The 17,884-nt window shown below is 61.1% G+C and carries 15 protein-coding genes and 1 pseudogene; 6 read left to right on the top strand and 10 right to left on the bottom strand.

Annotation, left to right across the window (positions count from 1 at the left end; translation table 11 throughout):
* Positions 1-2: 2 nt before the first annotated feature.
* Positions 3-914: a diacylglycerol kinase family lipid kinase gene (locus SCM96_04040; protein ID MDW7759793.1), complete on the top strand. Its 912-nt coding sequence runs from the start codon at positions 3-5 to the stop codon at positions 912-914.
* Positions 911-1,639 carry a lysophospholipid acyltransferase family protein gene (locus tag SCM96_04035; protein ID MDW7759792.1) on the top strand — a complete coding sequence of 243 codons (729 nt, stop codon included), beginning with the start codon at positions 911-913 and terminating at the stop codon, positions 1,637-1,639. Before SCM96_04040 ends, SCM96_04035 begins: the two co-directional genes overlap by 4 nt.
* Positions 1,640-2,062: 423 nt before the next feature.
* On the opposite strand, the gene SCM96_04030 is transcribed toward SCM96_04035, so the two are convergent.
* The 6 genes from SCM96_04030 to SCM96_04005 all read right to left on the bottom strand — a co-directional run bounded on the left by SCM96_04030 (position 2,063) and on the right by SCM96_04005 (position 9,287).
* A complete protein-coding gene (locus SCM96_04030) occupies positions 2,063-3,031 on the bottom strand; it encodes a YitT family protein (GenBank protein ID MDW7759791.1) in 969 nt (322 codons plus the stop codon).
* Positions 3,015-3,818, bottom strand: coding sequence for an ATP-dependent sacrificial sulfur transferase LarE (larE, locus tag SCM96_04025; GenBank protein ID MDW7759790.1), 804 nt, complete (start codon positions 3,816-3,818; stop codon positions 3,015-3,017). The genes SCM96_04030 and larE overlap by 17 nt, the downstream gene beginning before the upstream one ends.
* 26 nt (positions 3,819-3,844) lie before the next feature.
* Entirely contained in the window at positions 3,845-4,345 is a 501-nt protein-coding gene (locus tag SCM96_04020; GenBank protein MDW7759789.1) for a hypothetical protein, read from the bottom strand.
* Complete coding sequence (locus SCM96_04015; protein ID MDW7759788.1) at positions 4,342-6,264, bottom strand: phosphate acyltransferase; 1,923 nt, start codon at positions 6,262-6,264, stop codon at positions 4,342-4,344. Before SCM96_04015 ends, SCM96_04020 begins: the two co-directional genes overlap by 4 nt.
* A 92-nt stretch (positions 6,265-6,356) precedes the next feature.
* On the bottom strand, positions 6,357-6,899 hold the full coding sequence (locus tag SCM96_04010) for a hypothetical protein (GenBank protein ID MDW7759787.1): 543 nt from the start codon (positions 6,897-6,899) through the stop codon (positions 6,357-6,359).
* A gap of 393 nt (positions 6,900-7,292) precedes the next feature.
* The gene (locus SCM96_04005) at positions 7,293-9,287 is read right to left on the bottom strand and encodes a biosynthetic peptidoglycan transglycosylase (GenBank protein MDW7759786.1); all 1,995 of its coding nucleotides are present in this window, start codon (positions 9,285-9,287) and stop codon (positions 7,293-7,295) included.
* 337 nt (positions 9,288-9,624) lie between these two features.
* On the opposite strand from SCM96_04005, the gene SCM96_04000 reads away from it, so the two are divergent.
* From SCM96_04000 to SCM96_03990, 3 genes and pseudogenes are all read left to right on the top strand, one after another.
* Positions 9,625-9,789: a CsbD family protein gene (locus SCM96_04000; protein MDW7759785.1), complete on the top strand. Its 165-nt coding sequence runs from the start codon at positions 9,625-9,627 to the stop codon at positions 9,787-9,789.
* A 40-nt stretch (positions 9,790-9,829) separates the two neighbouring features.
* Positions 9,830-9,916 (top strand): LPXTG cell wall anchor domain-containing protein, encoded by an 87-nt coding sequence (locus tag SCM96_03995; GenBank protein MDW7759784.1) that lies wholly within the window; start codon positions 9,830-9,832, stop codon positions 9,914-9,916.
* Positions 9,917-10,145: 229 nt separating this feature from the next.
* Positions 10,146-11,642 (top strand): annotated as a pseudogene (locus SCM96_03990) (L,D-transpeptidase family protein).
* A gap of 222 nt (positions 11,643-11,864) precedes the next feature.
* On the opposite strand, the gene SCM96_03985 reads toward SCM96_03990, so the two are convergent.
* Complete coding sequence (locus SCM96_03985; protein MDW7759783.1) at positions 11,865-12,290, bottom strand: YcbK family protein; 426 nt, start codon at positions 12,288-12,290, stop codon at positions 11,865-11,867.
* On the opposite strand from SCM96_03985, the gene SCM96_03980 reads away from it, so the two are divergent.
* Positions 12,243-12,446 (top strand): hypothetical protein, encoded by a 204-nt coding sequence (locus tag SCM96_03980; protein MDW7759782.1) that lies wholly within the window; start codon positions 12,243-12,245, stop codon positions 12,444-12,446. The genes SCM96_03985 and SCM96_03980 overlap by 48 nt on opposite strands.
* Positions 12,447-12,544: 98 nt before the next feature.
* On the opposite strand, the gene SCM96_03975 is transcribed toward SCM96_03980, so the two are convergent.
* Genes SCM96_03975 through SCM96_03965 form a run of 3 tightly spaced genes read right to left on the bottom strand, consistent with a single transcriptional unit; the run spans position 12,545 to position 17,854 of the window.
* Positions 12,545-13,612, bottom strand: a complete 1,068-nt coding sequence (locus tag SCM96_03975; GenBank protein MDW7759781.1) for a nitronate monooxygenase family protein — start codon at positions 13,610-13,612, stop codon at positions 12,545-12,547.
* Positions 13,609-14,865: a beta-ketoacyl-ACP synthase II gene (fabF, locus tag SCM96_03970; GenBank protein ID MDW7759780.1), complete on the bottom strand. Its 1,257-nt coding sequence runs from the start codon at positions 14,863-14,865 to the stop codon at positions 13,609-13,611. Before fabF ends, SCM96_03975 begins: the two co-directional genes overlap by 4 nt.
* A 13-nt stretch (positions 14,866-14,878) precedes the next feature.
* Positions 14,879-17,854, bottom strand: a complete 2,976-nt coding sequence (locus SCM96_03965) for a hypothetical protein (protein MDW7759779.1) — start codon at positions 17,852-17,854, stop codon at positions 14,879-14,881.
* Positions 17,855-17,884: the final 30 nt, after the last annotated feature.

Here is a 17,884-nt window from a genome sequence, read left to right as displayed (position 1 = left end):
GAATGTCTTTACAAAAATCGCTTCTCGTCGTCAATCCGGCTGCCGGACACGGCCGCGGGTTGAAGTGTTTCCGCCGTCTGGAAAGCCGGATCCGAGCCGCATTTCCGGGAATCGCCGTGCGCCTATCGGAATACCCCGGGCACGCCGTGGACATCGGGCGTTCGGCGGCCGGCGGGGGCTTCACCCGGGTGATTTGCCTCGGCGGCGACGGGACGCCTTTCGAAGTCCTCAACGGCCTCTGCACGGAGGGCCGACCCGATTCGCTTCCCGAGCTTGGGCTGATTCCGGCCGGAACGGGAAATTCCTTTCTCCGTGACTTCGATGTCCTATCGGCCGATCAGGCCCTTGACGGCATCACCGCCGGCCGGCGCCGCGCCGTCGACATGGTGGAGTTTTCTTATGACCAGGACGGCCGCAGGGTGCGCCGCTTCATGATCAACATTCTCGGCGTCGGGCTCATCGCCGATATCCTCAAGTTGACAAACGAGCGCCTGAAAGGATTCGGCGCCCTGGGATACAGCCTGGCCGTTCTGATCCGGTTGGCCAAGGGCATGCGCAACAGCATCGACATCACGGCCGACGGCCGGACCCGGACGGTGAAAAACAGCGCTCTGGTCGTCTCCAACTCCAAATTCACGGGCGGAAAAATGAAAATCGCGCCGGACGCCGATACGGCGGACGGACAAGCCGACCTCGTCGTTTTCCGTGAAGTCAACCGGCGGGAAATCCTGGCCATTTTTCAAGGTGTTTTTTCCGGATCGCACTCAGCGCACCCCAAGGTGGAGATGGAACGGGCCTCGGAGATCGCGATCGACGGGTCTCCCCCGCTTCTCCTCATGGCCGATGGAGAACTTCTCGGTAAAACCCCGCTCACCCTGAAGGTCCTTCCCGGCGCCTTGACCGTCCTCGCATGAAAGGGATTCTCCGCGCTCTTCGCTCCCTGGTTCTCTGGACGGCGGCCCTGCCGGTCTTTGCCGTTTGTTGCCTTCTCGTTCTCATCGCCGCATCCGTCTTCAGCGGACCGAAACTGGAAACCCTGATCAAAACCTGTTGCCGCCTTGTGCTTCTTGCCTGCGGCATCCGCGTCCGGGTCCACGGGCGGGAGAATCACCTCCCGGGAAATCGCTACATCGCCGTGATGAACCACGTCAACTTTTTCGATCCGCTTGTTTTTTACGCGGGATTTCCCGGGATGGCCCGCGGCATCGAGGAAGAGAGTCACTTCCGCTGGCCGCTCTACGGGGCGGTTTTGAGGCGGATCGGCATGATTCCCGTCAACCGCAAGGACCGAGGGAAAGCCAGGGTCAGCCTGCGCCGGGCGGCCGACCTCATTCGAAACAGGCGGGACTTTTCCTTTGTCGTCCTGCCCGAAGGCACGAGGACTCCGGACGGACGCTTGATGCCCTTCAAGCCGGGCGCTTTTCTCCTGGCCACCGGCTCCGGTCTGGACATCCTGCCCGTCGTCCAGACCGGAGCCCGCCGTATCAATCGCAAGGGAAGCCTGGCCATCCGGCCCGGCCGCGTCGACCTTCACATCGAGCCGCCGGTCTCCGTCGCCGGATTTCCCACGGACGACATCCAACCGCTTATGAATCACGTAAGGAACATCTTTCTACACCTTTTGGAAACCGCCCCCTGAGGGCGTACCGATCTCGCCATTCCGACTGCGTCACTCCTCTTTAATATCCCGCAAGGAGGCTTCTGCGGGGCGCAGGGGGGATCCCGGAGCAAGCCGTCGGAGGGTCGAGCGGGCACGGATCCGAGACTCTCGGCCTCGGAGAGCGAGACCCGGAGCCGGGGTCGTACGTGAAAACGCTGTTTTTTCTTCTCTTCTCATAATCCCAGCGTTTTCACCCTGCGGGCGAGTCGATCTTACCGCGTCGGCTTCGTTGCAGCCTGCTCGACGTAGGCATGCTACGCCTTCGCAAGCCGCGGCCTCGCCGCCACGGCAACCTCGACTCGCGTACAACCCCGGAGCCGGAGTGGACGGGACTCGCTGGGGCCCGGACACGTCTTGTGAAGGGATTCCCCCGAGCCCGCAAAGCAGAAGCCGACGCAGCCCTTAAGGTCCGTCGGTGTAGTCGATGGTCCGTTTGCGGAAGCCGAGGCCCATGACGTCGTAGGCGTCATGGAGAACCATGAAGGCCTCGGGATCGATGGTCTTGACCAACTTCTGGAGCACCATCACCTGCCGGCGATGAACGCAGACGTAGACGATGTCGCGGTCTTTTTTATCGTAGCCGCCCTGACCCTTGAGGAACGTCACGCCTCGGTCGAGGTGTTCGTAGACGGCGTCGCGGATCTTGTCGGCGTGATCGCTGACGATGAATACGGCCTTGACGAAGGGGATGCCCTCGGCGGCCAGGTCGGTCATTTTTGTGGACAGGAAGAGATTGAGATAGGCCCAAATCACCAGCCGGGGATCGCCGAAGACCACACCGACACAAAGAATGATGACGCTTTCGACCATCCAGTAACCGGTCGAGATGGTGACGCCCATGTATTTTTTCAGAATGGCCACGGGGATGTCCGTTCCTCCCGTCGAGGCCCGGAACCGGAAGATCAATCCGAGCCCGATGCCCAGGAGGGCCGACCCGGCCACGGAGGCCAAAAGAATGTCCATTTCGCTTTGCCCCGAGAACAGGACGGCCTGCCGGGGAAGCTCTCCCGGCGGGGCGACATTGTGGACGAGTGTGGAGAATCCGGGGATGAAATCGAGGTTCGCCGGCCGGAAGAGCCAGCAGGAGGCGTTGGACAGCATCATGCCGATGAAACTGCGGACGCCGAACTGTTTTCCCACGAGTTTGTATCCCAGGATGAAGAGAGGGATGTTGAAGCCGAACATCCAGAGACTTTCCGGTACGCCTGAGAAATGATAGAGAATCTGCGACAGCCCGGCCACGCCGCCCGGCGAGATCCGAAAGGGAAACAGAAACCAGGAATAGGCGATGCCGAAAAGAACGGCGCCCAGGACGATGCCGAAGTAGTCCCGACCCGGAAGAAGCTGTTTGGCCTTAGGAGAGGACTTCATTCATGCTCCCGGTTCGATAACCTTCCAGGTCGAGCGTCACATACCTGAAGCCGCATCCCTTCAAGGTCGCGATGAGTTCGCTTCGCAGAGGTTCCAGAAAGAGCTTCACCGATTCGTCGCGGCCGACCTCGATCCGGGCGATATCTCCGTGGCATCTCACCCGGGATGTCCGAAAGCCCTTCTTGATCAGGAATTTTTCCGACTGCTCGATCCGGAAAAGATCTTCGGTTTTGATCTCCTGTCCATAGGGAATGCGGGAATAGAGACAGGCGTAGGCCGGTTTATCCCACGTGGGAAGTCCCATTTCTCGCGACAACTCCCTGATATCGTTTTTGGTCAGGCCCGCTTCGAGCAGAGGACTGACGACGGCCAGCTCCTTGACGGCCTTCATGCCCGGCCTGTAGTCGCCCGTGTCGTCGGCGTTGCTCCCGTCGAGGACATAGGGAAATCCCAGCCGGGACGCCTCCTCGAGGATGGAACCGAACTCGAATTTCTTGCAGTGGTAACAGCGGTCGGCGGGGTTCTTCCGCACCTCGTCCTCGATATCCGGGGATTCGAGGATATTGTGGCGGGCCCCGATCCGGGCCGCAAGGTTGACGGCGTCTTCGAGTTCATGCCGGGGGAGAGCCGGCGAATCGACGGTGATGCCGACGGTGTTGTCCGCGCCCAGCGTTTCCCTCGCCGCGGCCAGCAGAAACGAGCTGTCCACGCCGCCGGAGAAGGCGACCGCGACCCGGCCGAGACGCTTCAGATGCCGCGTCAGCTTTTCGTATTTTTCGTCTTTCATGGCCGCGTTGGAAAGCGGATCGCCGTTTACAATCCGATGATGGAATAAACGATGTCCTTGATGACGCCTTCCCAGGCCAGGGGCACAAGGATCCGGTCCAATTCCTTGGGCGAGCCGGCCAGAAAGTACGTCCAGGTGTCCTCGCCCCGGCCGACAAGCTCCGTGGTCAGGAAAGATTCCTCTCCCGCAACGTCCCGGGGGACGAGTTTCCGGGTTGTGAGAACAATGGCCGATTTGCGGAGGATTTTGGAGTCGTAGGGCCGCTCTTCGAGCGACATGACCTTGCTCAGTCTTTTGACCTTGCGGACCATGACGTCCTTTTTGTCCTCATCGCAGAAAAAGGTCATGACCACGCTTCCGACCGTGGACGTTTTCTCCTCGACGCCGTGTCCGACGATGGTGTCGATGCTGACCCCCTCGTTGCTGAAGCACGAGGCGATGCTGGTCAGGGCGCCGACCCGGTCGACGAGATGGGCCCGAAAGACCCACTGGGATTTTTTCGATGATGTGTCGGGCGATTCCTTCATTTCCGTTTTCTCCCCGGATCGGATTTGGCCTGGAGAAAGGCCAGGGCTTCCTGTGCGGCGAGGGCCGTTGAACGCGCATCGGGCCGTCCTTCGAAGATCAGGATCGGCGCCAGGGCGCCGATGGATTTTCGCACGGCCCGGCCCAGGCCGGAATTGCGGGCCAGTTCCCCTGTCAGGATCACGGCGTGAACATGACCGTTCTTTTCCGCAACGGCGTTTTCAATTTCCCGGACGACGGGAGCCGCAACCTGCAGGGCCCTCTCTTCCGTCAATCCGGTTTTATTGACGGCATCCATGTCGAGAATGGTCACACGGGCGACATCGACGCGATCCCCCTCGACGCTCATCACGGTGATATCCTCGGCGCCGTGAGCCAGAACGACGGACAGCGTTTCGACCGGAAGACCGATTCTGTCGGCGGTATCCCGAAGCGCTGCAGGGGCGAGCCACTCCCGGAACATGATTTTCCGGTCTCCCGTTCTCAGGGTTTTCCAGGACTCGGCCGAAAATTCAGCCGGTTGAACGGCCAGAGGAGGAACGGCCAAGGCTTCGGCCAGACGGCGGACAAGGGGAATTCCGAGATGAACGGCGCCTCCGGCCTCCACCAGTTCGAGCCGGTTGAATAGAGCCGAGGGCGCTCCGGCTTTTTTCGCCGCAGCGACATCCGCCTTGAAGACGTGTCCGCAGATTCTCTCCGTCCTTTCCCGGACGACACCGCCGCCGCAGGCGACGGCGGCCGGGCGAAGAGACGCGGTTTCCAACCGGGCCTGAACCTGGTCCGACCACAAGCCGATCTGCCTGTCCCATTCGACATCCGGGGGCGGCACTTCGGCCTCCAAAGGAAAGACGTCTTCCCACACACAGCGGCTTCCCGCAAAGAGGGCCGCGGTCAAACCTTCCAGCCCGGGCATAACGGACAGGACGGGCAGGGCTTCTCCCCGGACGAGATGGGTGTGCCGGATGGGATGGGGCTTCTCCCGCGTCCGCTGGGCAAAAACGCTGCAGAAAGCAATCGAGGCCAGGCGGACCTCCAGTGAATCGGCCCGCGACATAATCCCGTAGGACACCTCGAATCCGACGGTGATATTGGCCAGCGAGGCATCGCCGTAGCTTTCCTGAGCGGCGATGCTCTTGTAGAGGACGTTGCCCGTCTCGATGTTGGGGCAAATGAGAATATCGGCCCGCCCGGCCACCTTGTCGGCATTCGGCAGTTTCGGAAGGCCCTTCACCTCGAGGGCACACATGGAAGTGGCCAAGTCAAAGGAGAGCGGGCCGCAGACATCGGCGTCCGGCCAAGCCAGGCCGGCCAACTCGAAGGCGGCGGCGGTCGAGGGCAGGGTCGGGATCAAGCCTTCATAGGCATTCAAAACGGCCACTCTGGGACGTTCGATCTCCAGGACGGCTTTGGCGACGTCCACGGCATTGCGGATGATTCCGGTCAATCGCCCGAAATTCGTGATCGTCGTGAGTCCCGGATCCGAAAGGAGCATGGGGCGGCCGCCGGCGATGGACGAAGCGTCGAGGAGTGTCACAAGGCTGGCCGTCGGCCGATTGGCCAGTTTCATCATCTCCCGGCTGAGAATTCCCGTGGGGACGCCGCCTTTGAGCAGGATTTCAATATCCTCATCGAGCGCCGCACGCACGGTTTCGGCCGCCACGGCTTCATGCCCCTCGGCATGGATCATATCCTTCTCGGGAATATCGATTCCCAGCTTCTCGACCGTCTCGAGGATTTTCTTGCGGTCGCCGACCAGAACGATTCTTTCCACGATCCCATGATCCCGAGCTGTTTCGACAAGCTCCACATCCTCAGGTCTGTCGCCTCCCGCGACGATCACGCTCGAGCAACGAAGACGGCCGGCCGTGTCGATGATGTCCAAAACGCGCTGGAGCGGGAGGTCCCGCCGTTCGCCGGGCATGGTTCTTTCTCCTTATCCGAGTTTGAGAGAACGGAATTATACCATGTTTGGCGGCCGACTTCAGCCGCTCCGGGACCCGCAAGGAGGAGCGGCTATTTTTTCTTGCCCTTTCTCTGGGCCTTGCCCCGGGCTTCATCCTTGGTCTTGCGGTCATGTTCCCGCGCTCGCACCAGTTCCTGTTTTTGTTGTGCTTTCCGGGCCTTGGCCATGGATTTCATGTGGCCAAGGGAGCCGCGGGCGTTGGCCTTCAACTGCTTGAATTCCGGCGAACCGGGCTTGATGCCCATGCTCATGGCCGTCACGCCCCATCCTCTGCCCTGGTTCTGCTTGTACTCTTCGGCAACGACTCCGATCGGCCTCTTTGAGATCCTGGACAGGCCCGTGGCCATATAGGTGTCTCCATAGCTGAGTCGGTGCCGTTCCATCGCCTGCCGGATCTCTTCCTCAGGGGTGCCGTGCTTCCGGCTGAGCTGGTGGAAAAACACGTCCGGGTCGGCGCTCGCCTTCTCGTTGATCTTCTCCAGATAAGAATCGAGCTTCCTGTCCCCGGTGTTGACCTTCTGGGCGAAGGCCGCGCCGTGGACGAGAAGCGAGAGGAAGATCAGGCACGTCGTTGAGGTTAGGAATTTTTTCATTTCATGCTCCTTCTTTGCCGCGGCTTCTCGTTGCCTCGCACTTTTTCTAGATTTGCCGGTTTCATGCCAGATCCCTCCTTAGGGCTTGGCATGGGAATTGCTGGGTTGATTTGATATCTAACTGATCGATCTTTCTCACGATTCCGGACATCCGTGCTTTGCTGCAGGAAACATTCCTGCCTGGTCACTTTGCCGGATTTCGGGGTAAGGAGCAAGCCCGCGATCAGTCCGATCAAGCCCCCATACAAGAAATGCCGCATGCTCATGACCAACTCTCCTTCATCCGGTTCTTCATTTCGCTCTTGTGAGCTACGCAAGTCCCGTGCCAAACCGCCTCACTGGAGCTAAAAATCCGCCTCGCCCTCAGCCCGGCTTCGCGAACACGGCGCCGCGTCATCGGATATCCCAGGCGGGCTCTTCCGGCCGAGTGTCCCGGCCTTTGAGCAGGAGGCGGGCCGGGCCCCGCAACCGGATATCGGCGGTCAGAGCGTCGAAATCCCGCTGTTCGATCCATCCCCGCTTCAACATCTTGGCGGACACGTCGGTGTAATAGGCCTGCAGCCATGAGCGCAGACGCTGCTCCTCGTCGAACGAGGCCATGAAACGCTTGGGCTGCGGGATGATGCTGGCCATGAATATCGCCTCGGCCAGGGTCAGGTCGGCGACATCCTTGTCGAAATAGAAGCGCGCCGCTTCCTGGGCACCGTACACCTGCGGCCCCCATTCGATGATGTTCAGATAGATCTCGAGCATGCGCTCCTTGCTGACCAGCCGGTTCTCCTCGATCAGCCAGGTAATGATCATCTCCTCCAGCTTGCGGGCGATGGTCTTCTGTCTCTTGAGGAAAAGGTTCTTGACCAGCTGCATGGAGATGGTGCTGGCGCCGCGCACAAAGCGCTTCTCCCTCAGGTTGAGGGCGATGGACTCTTTGAAGGGCTCGAGCAGGAAGCCGCGATGACCGAAAAACGCGCCGTCCTCCGAGATCATGACGGCGCTCTTCAGAAAAGACGGGATGTCTTCGAGGACGCGGAAATCGGGGTTTTCAGGCCCGACCACGAACGACCTCAGCGCCTCGCCTTCCTCAAAAACCGTATGGAGAAAGGGCTCGTTGACGGACCTGAAGTCGGCGCGGCCGAATCGTATGATGCTGAAATCGCGCTTTTCGAGGCCCGATTCGAGCTGGAGCGCCTGAGGGCGGCTGAAGTCGATGAAAAAATCGAGCCGGTAGGCAAGATCGCCGCCGGCTTCCAGGCCGGCAAGCTGGGTGAACAGTCCGGCCGGCAGCGAGCCGAAAAAATCGTCGGCCTTGAATTCGGTCTTATCGAGCCTCAGGGTCAATTGCCCGGCCGGCCCGGCTTGGAACTTGAAGTACGGATGGAAGGAAAGCCTGTTGAAAGAAACCTTTGTGGCATTATCCAGCTCGATAGAATCGGCGCCGATGCGCAGGGTGTAGTCGATGGAGGCGTTCTGCAGGTGGACGTCTTCGGCGGCGACGCTCTGGTGGTTAAGCGCCAGTCTACTGACCGCAAGCAGGCCGTCCAGGCTCAGCACGCCGCCCTTGCGCCCCCGGCTGTGCAGGCCGACGGCCAGGGAGTCGAAATCGACCTTCAGCCCCCACTGCCGTTCGACGAACGGCAGAACGGCCGGGCTGCTGCTGAACCGGGGCTCCAGGCGCAACTCCAGCCGCCTTTCCTCCCTCTCGATCGCTCCGGCCAGGAGGTAGACCCATTTATCCCCTTGGTCGAAGACCTCGAGCGTCGTCTCAAAAGCGGAGTCGTGGATGGCCAGCCGGGGGAAGAAGAGGCCCTGCCGGACATCGCCGAAAACGGAATTGAGAGTGAGCCGTTCGATTTCCAATCTGTCGGGGATAAGGGTGAAATACAGGTCGAGCAGCCGCGCTCCCCTGGCCCCCAGGTCGGGCGCCAGGCTTGGGGCGGGACGAGGCGGGACGGGCGCGCCTGTGTCGCTTGGCGAGACCGGGAGCGGGCCGGGAGCGTCTTCGCGGCTCAGGTCGAGAGTCACGTCACTCAGTACAAGGCGCTTCAGCCGCACGCGGCCGCTGAGCATCTTAAGGAAGTGGACCTCGATGGAGCATTTTTTTACGGTCGCGGCGAGGTCCTTGGCTGTGGCAAGCACCTGGATGTTTTCCAGGTCGATGCCCTCCAATCCGCTGAATCTCGCTGTACCTATGCGGATGAAATCCCCGGCGTGGTTCGCCTGGTAGGAGCGGATGCGACTGTCCAGGACGCTGCGCAAAATGACATTGCGCAGGGAAAAGAACAGGGCGCCGAGGAGCAGGGCCACACCCAACAGGGCGATCGCCCCGATGCGCAGCGCCTTTCGGAACTTAAATTTTGAAATAACCCAACCTCCACGAAATCGCCTCAATTCTATTCATGACAAACTCTCCTTCATCCGGTGTTCACTCCGCTCTTTTATCCTATGCAAGCCCCGTGCCAAACAGCCTCACCAAGCGAATAGCCGGGCCCCTGAGCGCATCCTTTGCCGTCTGTGCGGAATGTCCGACCAAACAGGAATTGTCCTGTTCAAGAGACTGTTTTCTTGTTCACGAAAGCGGTTTCACCTGTTCACCCCCAAAATCCGAATCGCCGGTCGCCCGGAATTCGACCTTTTTCCTGAGAGGAGATCCATTCCCCGATATTCCGCGCAAGCGGAGGGATCCTGGCATGAAAACGGCATTAGCTATTAGTCCAGGAGGTGGAAGATGGGCGAATTGGCAGATAAAAGCAAAGGCAAGATCAAGCAAGCCGTCGGGGACTTGACCGGCAACAAGAAGCTCGAGCGAGAGGGCCGGAGGGATGAGATCAAGGGCCGGGCCAAGGGCGCGGCCAAGGATCTGAAGCGCACGGTCAAGCGCGCCGTGAAATGACAACTCTTATCATTTGACAGAATAAAGAAAGGAAACGACCATGAGCAGCACAACACTTCTCATCATCATCGTCCTGGCCATCCTCTTTCTCGGCGGAGGCGGTTACTACTGGAGAAGGCGCCGGTAGTCGCTCTACCCCCCACCGCGCCGAGGCTCGCGCTCACAGACAAAGGGCGCCTGTTCCCGATGGTGAGGTTTGCCTGATTTGGCGACTCTCAACGGCCCCTCTCGATCCGGCTTAAATGGCATGATTCATGCGAGTAACAAACGTGGAGGGAACCACCGCGGCGCTGTCGCTCGCTCCTTCGGGCGCCCGCGCCGCGAGGGAATATCATTGAGGAGGACCTTTCAAGGCGATGGGTCTGAAACCGGCGGCTGCGATTCTCGGTCTCGTCTCGCTCTGCGCAGCGGTCCTACTCCCCTCCTGCGGGGCTCCGATGGCACCGCCGATCTCAGAAATCTCGCCGGTCGAGGCGACTCGAAGCGTGCTTCAGACCCGGGTCGGCCCGACCGGGACCACCGGACCCATATATTGCCGGAACATCCCGCTATGCGGCTCTGAGATCCTGCCCGATTTCTACAGGGCCCGGGATTTCCGCCCGGCCTGGATTTATGACGGGCTCGCTCTCACGGAGGCCTCGTCCTACCTGGATGCTCTGCGCCTCGTTTCCGAGGACGGGCTGGATCCCGACAACTACCACCTGGAGGCCATCGAATCCCTGCTGTCCGAGATCACGGAGGACCTCGAGACAAAGCCCCGGAAGGCCCGGCCCGAGGCCTTGGTCGATCTGGAACTGCTCCTGACGGACTCCTTCCTCCTCTGCGGGTCTCAGCTCGTCCACGGCCAGCTCGATCCGGAAACCTTCCAGTCCGAATGGTTCATCAAGGGGCGCATCGAGGACCTGGCCGCCGTCCTGGAAAAAGGCCTGACGGACCAGGACATCCCCGGCGCGCTCGATTCGCTCCGGCCGAATCACGCCGTGTACCGCGGCCTGATCAAGGCGTTCCGAGCCACCCAGACAGTCGCCGCCGCGGGCGGCTGGCCGGAGTTCCCGCCCGGTCCGAAGCTTGAAAGGAGCGACGTGGACCCGAGGGTCAAGGCCCTCCGGACCGGTCTCGAAGCCAGGGGGGATATCGCGCTTTCGGAGTCCTTCGGGCAGGACTTTTTCGATGCTGAGCTCGAAGAGGGTGTCAAGTCCTTCCAACGTCGCCACGGCCTCCAGCCCGACGGCATCGTCGGGCCGGCGACCGAGGCCGCCTTGAACGTCCCCGCCGAAGTCCGGCTGACGCAGATCCTGGCCAACCTCGAGCGCTGGCGCTGGATCACCCAGGACCTGGGAGATAAGTTTATCCTGATCAACATCGCTGATTTTCGGGTCGGCGTCTTCGAGGGCGTCCGGGAGGTCCTGTCCATGCCGGCCATCGTCGGCAGCGCCTACCGGCGCACGCCGGAATTCAGCGGCAAGATGACCTACATCGAGATCAACCCCACCTGGACCGTCCCGCCCAAACTCGCCCGGGAGGACATCCTGCCCAAGGTCAGGGAAGACCCGGATTATCTCAAGGAAAGGGGGATCCGGGTCTTCCACGGCTGGTCGGAGGATGCGCCGGAGATCGACACCGAAGCCGTCGACTGGTCACAGGTCGAGGCCGAAGCCGAGGCCTTCATGTTCCGGCAGGACCCGGGGCCCAGAAACTCTCTCGGCCGGATCAAGTTCATGTTCCCGAATAAGTTCGACGTCTACCTGCACGACACCCCGGACCGGGGGCTTTTCGCCCAAGCGGGGCGGGATCTCAGCTCGGGCTGCATCCGGCTCGAACAGCCGCTGGAGCTGGCCGAATACATTCTGCGGGACGATCCGGTCTGGAGCCGGGAAAAGATCCTGGCGGCGCTCGAGGACACGACGACCCGTGTCATCACCCTGCGGAATCCGATCGGCGTCCACCTCCTGTATTGGACCGCCTGGCTGACCGACGACGAGCGCGTGCAATTCCGGGAGGACATTTACAAGCGGGACGCGGCCCTCTCCGAGGCCTTGCGACAGCATGCACTGCCGTCGGCCGGGTCGCCCGGCCTACCAGGTCCGGACGCGGCCGATATCAACATGGACAAAGTCCGACTTGGGATAGATCCCCACGCCCCCGGCCCGCAGGGAAACCGCCGCCCGATAGAGGTCCTGAAGCTTGAGGCCCGGGACCCGGATGTCGACGGCCTGCCCGCGAAGGTGCAGGCTGTTCTCGGCGACGCCCGACCCGTTGGCCCGCAGGTGGGCATTGGTCCGGGGAGACCGGTAGCCGGAGATGATATGGAAGGGCCGGGCGGCGCCAACCTTCCGGGAGAGCACATGAAGTAAGTCGAGAAGACGGACATCGATGTCCTTGGTCTCTCCGGTCCGATGGTCTCTGAGGATGTGATTGATCTTCTCGAGCGACGAGGAGATGAGGGAGCCGGAATGGCAATAGTCGAGGGCCGCCTGCTCCCCGGTATGGGTGTTGTACAAGGCGAGGCCGCGGTCGGGGGGAAGCGGCTCGGAGAACGCGGCGGCCGGGATCCGGGATATGAACGGCAGGGCCAGGGCGGCGGCGCCCAGACTTATGAATCGGCGCCGGCTCACAGGCGCGGGGACCAGCATTTTCGGTTCATTCTCGTTCATTGACTTTTCCGATACAAAGCATTTTATTATACCATATTATGAATTTGTTTGTTCATCTTCACAGTGTAAGGTGAGCCTCTATATCATTCGCACCCCGTTGATCAGGCGGTTTTCAGTTCGGCAAGCAGTTCGGCGATGAGTTCCTTGACGGTCACGATCTTGTCGCAGCGGTGGGCGTTTCGGCCGCAAAAAATGAGCCCGTTGTCGACATCCCCCAGGTAGGCGTTCAGCAGGGCCAGGGCGATGCAATATCGGGCCTCCGTCACCTTGCACGCAGTCAGGCAGTGATAGGGACAGTTGATCTTGAGCTTTTCCACAACGTCGAGTTTTTTGAGGAAAGGATTCCGGATGGCCCGCCCGGGCATGCCGACCGGGCTTTTGATGATGACGATGTCCTCTTCTTTCGCATCCAGGTAACACTGTTTGAATTCCCGGGAGACGTCGCACTCCTCCGTGCAGACGAAACGGGTCGCCATCTGGACGCCCGAGGCGCCCAGGGACAGCATGCGGGCGATATCGCGGCCGTTGAAAATCCCGCCGGCGGCGAAAACCGGGATCTTTTTCCCGAAACGGTCCTCAAAGGGCTTGATCGCCTCCAGAATCCGGGGCAGAAGTTTCTCCAGGGAATAATCCTCAGCATTTTCGAGCTGTTCGAGGGAAAATCCGAGATGACCGCCGGCCAGAGGCCCTTCGAGAATGAGCGCGTCCACCGTCCTCGCAAAACGCTTTTCCCAGCCGCGGAGAATGATTTCCGCGACCCGGGCCGAGCTGACGATGGGCACAAGACTGACCGAGGTTTCGGGAACAAGTTCCGGAAGTTTCATGGGCAGCCCGGCGCCGAAGACGATCATCCGGATGCCTTCGCGGACCGCCGTCCGCACCAGGTCCTCGACGTTGCTCAGGGCGCCCATGAAATTGACGGCCAGGACGCCCCGGGTCATGCTGCGGGCTTTCCGGATTTCGTTTTCCAGGGCTTCCCGGGAGATCCGTTCATACTCGGTTTTCGAGGCTTCGAAATCCCCCAGGCCGATGCTCGAGATGGTGCCGATCCCGCCTTCCTCCGCAACGGCCGCGGCCAGGCCGGCCAGCGAGACACGGACGCCCATCCCCCCCTGGACGATGGGAATTTCGGCGGTCAGTCCGCCGATGCGCAATTCGGGTATCTTCATGGTTCTCTCACATATTTTTTGACGGCCAGGCAGGCGTTTCCACCCCCAAAGCCGAAAGATTGGCTGAGCGCCGCCCGGAGGTCGATCTCTTCGGCGCCTCCGGCGACATAGTCCAGCGGACAGTCCGGGTCGGGATGTTCGCAGTTGAGGGTGGGATGAATCCGTCCGGTCGCGACGCTCAAGACGGCCACGGCGAATTCGACCGCACCGGCCGCCGCCAGCAGGTGGCCGATCATGGATTTTGTGGAACTGATCTTGAGCTTTCGGGCATGATCCCCGAAAACCTTGATGATCGCCGCGCTTTCGATCCGGTCATTGAGATCCGTCGACGTTCCGTGGGCGTTGATGTATCCGATGTCCTCCGGCTCCAGACCGGCGTCGCGCAAGGCCGCTTCCATAACCCGGACCATGCCGTCCCCGTCGGGTTCGGGCGCCGTGAAGTGAAAGGCGTCGGCCGTATTGCCGTAGCCCGCCAATTCGGCGTAAATCGGAGCCTCCCTGGCCAGGGCATGCTCAAGACTTTCCAGAACAATGACGCCGGCGCCTTCCCCCATGACGAATCCGTCGCGGTCTCTGTCGAAGGGGCGGCTGGCCCGTTCCGGATCGTCGTTTCTCACGGACATGGAGCGCGTGCCGCAGAATCCGCCGTAAGGCAGCGGGCTGACGCTGGCCTCGCTCCCTCCGGCCAGCATGACATCGGCGTCGCCCCTCTCGATGACCCGGGCGGCGTCGCCGACGGCATTGGCCCCGGTCGAGCAGGCGACCGAGGGCGCGGACAGAAAACCTTTGAGGCCGTGGGTGATGGACACCATGCAGGCGGCCGTGTTGATCAGGACCTTGGTGACGACGAACGGTCCCAGCGATTTCGGCCCTTTTTCGAGAAGGTCGACGTGGGCGCCTTCCAGCGTTTGGGCGCCGCCGATTCCAGACCCGATGATGACGCCGGCCCTCCGGCCATCGAAGGTTCCGGCGGCCAGCTTGGCATCCTTGACGGCAAGGTCCGCGGCGGTCAGAGCGAAGTGCGTGAAGCGGTCCATGCGGCCGGCCAATTTGGAATCGATCCAATCTCCGGGCCGAAAGTTTTTGACTTCACCGGCCATTTGAGACCGGAATTCAGACGGATCGAAAAGCGTAATCCGGGAAATGCCGTTTTTTCCGGCCAGGGCCGCCCGCCAGAATTCCTCCCGGCCGATCCCGATCGGCGTGACGACTCCAAGACCCGTCACAACCACGCGGCGGTGTTGGTTTTTCATCTGCCGTTCAGATTCACTTCTCCAGCATGGGATCAAGACGGACGGAGACCGTTCCGGAGGCCGTTTTTTCGCCGAAGGTCACTTTCACGGCATAAACCCCGGGTGCGGCCGTCTCCGCGCCCATGCCCGGGCCGCCCCTGAAACGCATGAATCCGCCGAACCCGATGGCGTCGAACGCCTCCCGAACGATGCCCATGGCTTCCCTATAGCCGAGGCCGGGTTTCTGGATTTCATCCAGGGCTTTTTGAACGATCGTCTTGGCGCTCTCTTCGACTTCCGGCCGCTGGAGAATCATTCCGATCTGGCCGCGAAGCATGTTCAGCGTCTGGGCGAGTTGCTGCGGCGAGGGATCGAAACGCATGTCCCAAAGCAGCCTGTGGATCCCGGCATCCGGGTCCTTGAGCGTGTAGACCGTCTTGAGATCGCCGGTCACGTCGGAAATCTCGACCGTCACCGGTCCGGCCGGTTTCTCTTTCAAATAAAAATGAACGGCGGCTCCCTCGGCCGGGTTTTCGCCGCGGAAGAAGAGATCGCCGCGGCCGTATCCCCCGCGTGGGAGACTCAGCCATTGGGTCCCCGGACGTTCGTTGGCGAAGACATGAACGTCCGCGGACAGAACTTCGGCCGCGGCCTGCTGGAGAGGCGAGATGTCGTCCAGAATCCAAATTCCCCGGCCGTGGGTTCCGGCGATGAGATCGTTCTCCCGGGGATGGATGATCAAGTCGTGGAAGGCGACCGTCGGCATATTGAGATTGAGCCGGGACCAGTTCGCCCCCCCGTTGATGGAAAAGAAGACGGCGAATTCCGTGCCCAGAAAGAGCAGGTTCTTGTTTTTGAGATCTTCCCGGATCACATAAACCGGACCGTTGTCCGGAAGGCCGGCGGTGAGGGGCACCCAGGTTTTCCCGAAGTCCGTCGTTTTGAAGACATGGGGCCGGAAATCGTCGCTCCGATGCCCGTCGAACGACAGATAGCAGGTCCCTTCGTGAAAACGCGAGGCCTCGACGCGGCTGACCCAGGTTCCGGCCGGGACGCCGGGGACATTGGCCCGGACATTGGTCCAGGAGACGCCGCCGTTCCGGGTCAACTGGACGTTGCCGTCGTCCGTTCCGACCCAGATGAGTCCGGGCGCGATGGGCGATTCGGATATCGTGATGATGGTGCAGTGGGTTTCCGCTCCGGTCTGATCGCGAGTGATGCCGCCCGTGGGACGGCTGTGTTTTTCCGGGTCATTCGTCGTCAGATCGGGAGATAGGATTTGCCAGTTGTCGCCGCGATTGACCGATTTGAAGAGATGGTTGCCGCCGAAAAAGACGGTATGGGGATTGTGCGGACTGATCAGGATGGGCGAGCTCCAGTTGAAACGGAAAGGCTGGGGGCCCTGCCGGAAAGCCGCGGCCTGACCGGCGGACGGCTGCTCGGCGGCCTTTTTCTGTTCGCTCTTCGGCAGGTGGTCTTTCCAATTGTAGGTGTTCTGAGCCGAAGGCCGGATGCGCGCCGTCTCCCGCGTCTCGACATTGACCCGCATGATGTTTCCGCCCTGGGTTTCGGCGTAGAGCGTTCTCCAGTCCATGGGATCGATCTGGACGTGGAAGCCGTCCCCGCCGGCAAGGTTGAACCAGAAGTCCGTCAGGATGGTCCCCTCGCGGCTCAAGCTGGGACCGCCCCAGGTCCCGTTGTCCTGAAGCCCGCCGTAGACGTAGTAGGGATCCCGGTTATCGGCGCCCACGGCATAGAACTGGGAAAGGCACAGGTTGTCGAAGAGAATCCAGGTATTCCCATGATCATGCGTGAGAGCCGCTCCGGCATCCTGGCCGACATAATAGCGGTTCCGGTTGGACGGGTCGAGCCACATGGCATGGAAATCCGGATGGAGGCCCGGAACGTTTTTCCACGTTCGTCCTTTGTCTTCCGACATCTGGAGATTCGTCGCCAGATAGTAGATGAGCGTATCGTCGAACGGGTTGATATAAATATGACTGTAATAAAACGGGCGGACATTGATCCGGTTCATGTACATCCAGGACCGCCCTCCGTCCTCGGAGCGATAGATCCCCGTCCCGAGTTTGGTCATGTCTTCATATTCGGGATTGGGTTTGCGACCCTCTTTGGTCTGGATCGTCGGCTGCGGTTGAAAACCGTGTTCGACGACGGCCATCAGGACTTCGGGATTGTTGCGGGATATGGCCAGTCCGATCCGTCCCAGATCGCCCTTGGGAAGACCCTGCATCAGTTGGGTCCAGGTCTTGCCGCCGTCCTCGGTCCGGAAAATGCCGCCGTTCGGACCGCCGGAGTCGAAGCGCCAGGGCCGCCGGATGCGCTGCCAGAAGCTGACATAGAGAATGTCCGGGTTTTCGGGATGCATGACCAGGTCGATGGCGCCCGTGCGCCCGTCGTTCGGCAAACCGCCTCCGAGTTTTGTCCAGGTTTTGCCGCCGTCCTCGGTTTTGAACAGGCCCCGATCTCCGGAGAATCCCCAGAGAGGTCCGGTCGCCGCGGCGTAGACGACGTCGGGATTGTCCGGATGGGTCAACACCCGGCCGATCACCTGGGTGGTTTCGAGTCCCATGCGCGCGAACGTTTTTCCCCCGTCGACGGACTTGTAAATGCCGTCGCCCCAGGCCACGCTGTTTCTCGAACATTCCTCGCCCGTCCCGACCCAGATGATGTCGGGGTTTTTCTGAAAGACGGCGATATCGCCGATGGAGGCCGAGCCGTAATGATCGAAAATGGGTTCCCAGGTGGTTCCCGCGTTCACGGATTTCCAGACTCCGCCCGAAGCGGAGGCCACAAGGACGTGGGAGAAGTCGCTCTCGAGGGCGACGATATCCGAAATCCGGCCGGACATGTTGGCCGGACCGATATTCCGCCACCTCAGATTCTTGATCAAGTCCTCCTCGGCGGGCTGGGACGTCAGCGCAGCCGTTGCAGACAGAACAAAACACAGCCCCAACAGAAGGCTCGAATATTTTCGGGAAGCACCGGTCATCAGGACCTCCATGGGATCAGACGGGATTTT

The organism is Acidobacteriota bacterium (assembly GCA_033549365.1).
GTDB lineage: Bacteria > Acidobacteriota > Aminicenantia > Aminicenantales > Saccharicenantaceae > JAWSUF01.
Note: the sequence above shows the minus strand (reverse complement) of the source record. Positions and strands in the feature narration are given on the sequence as shown.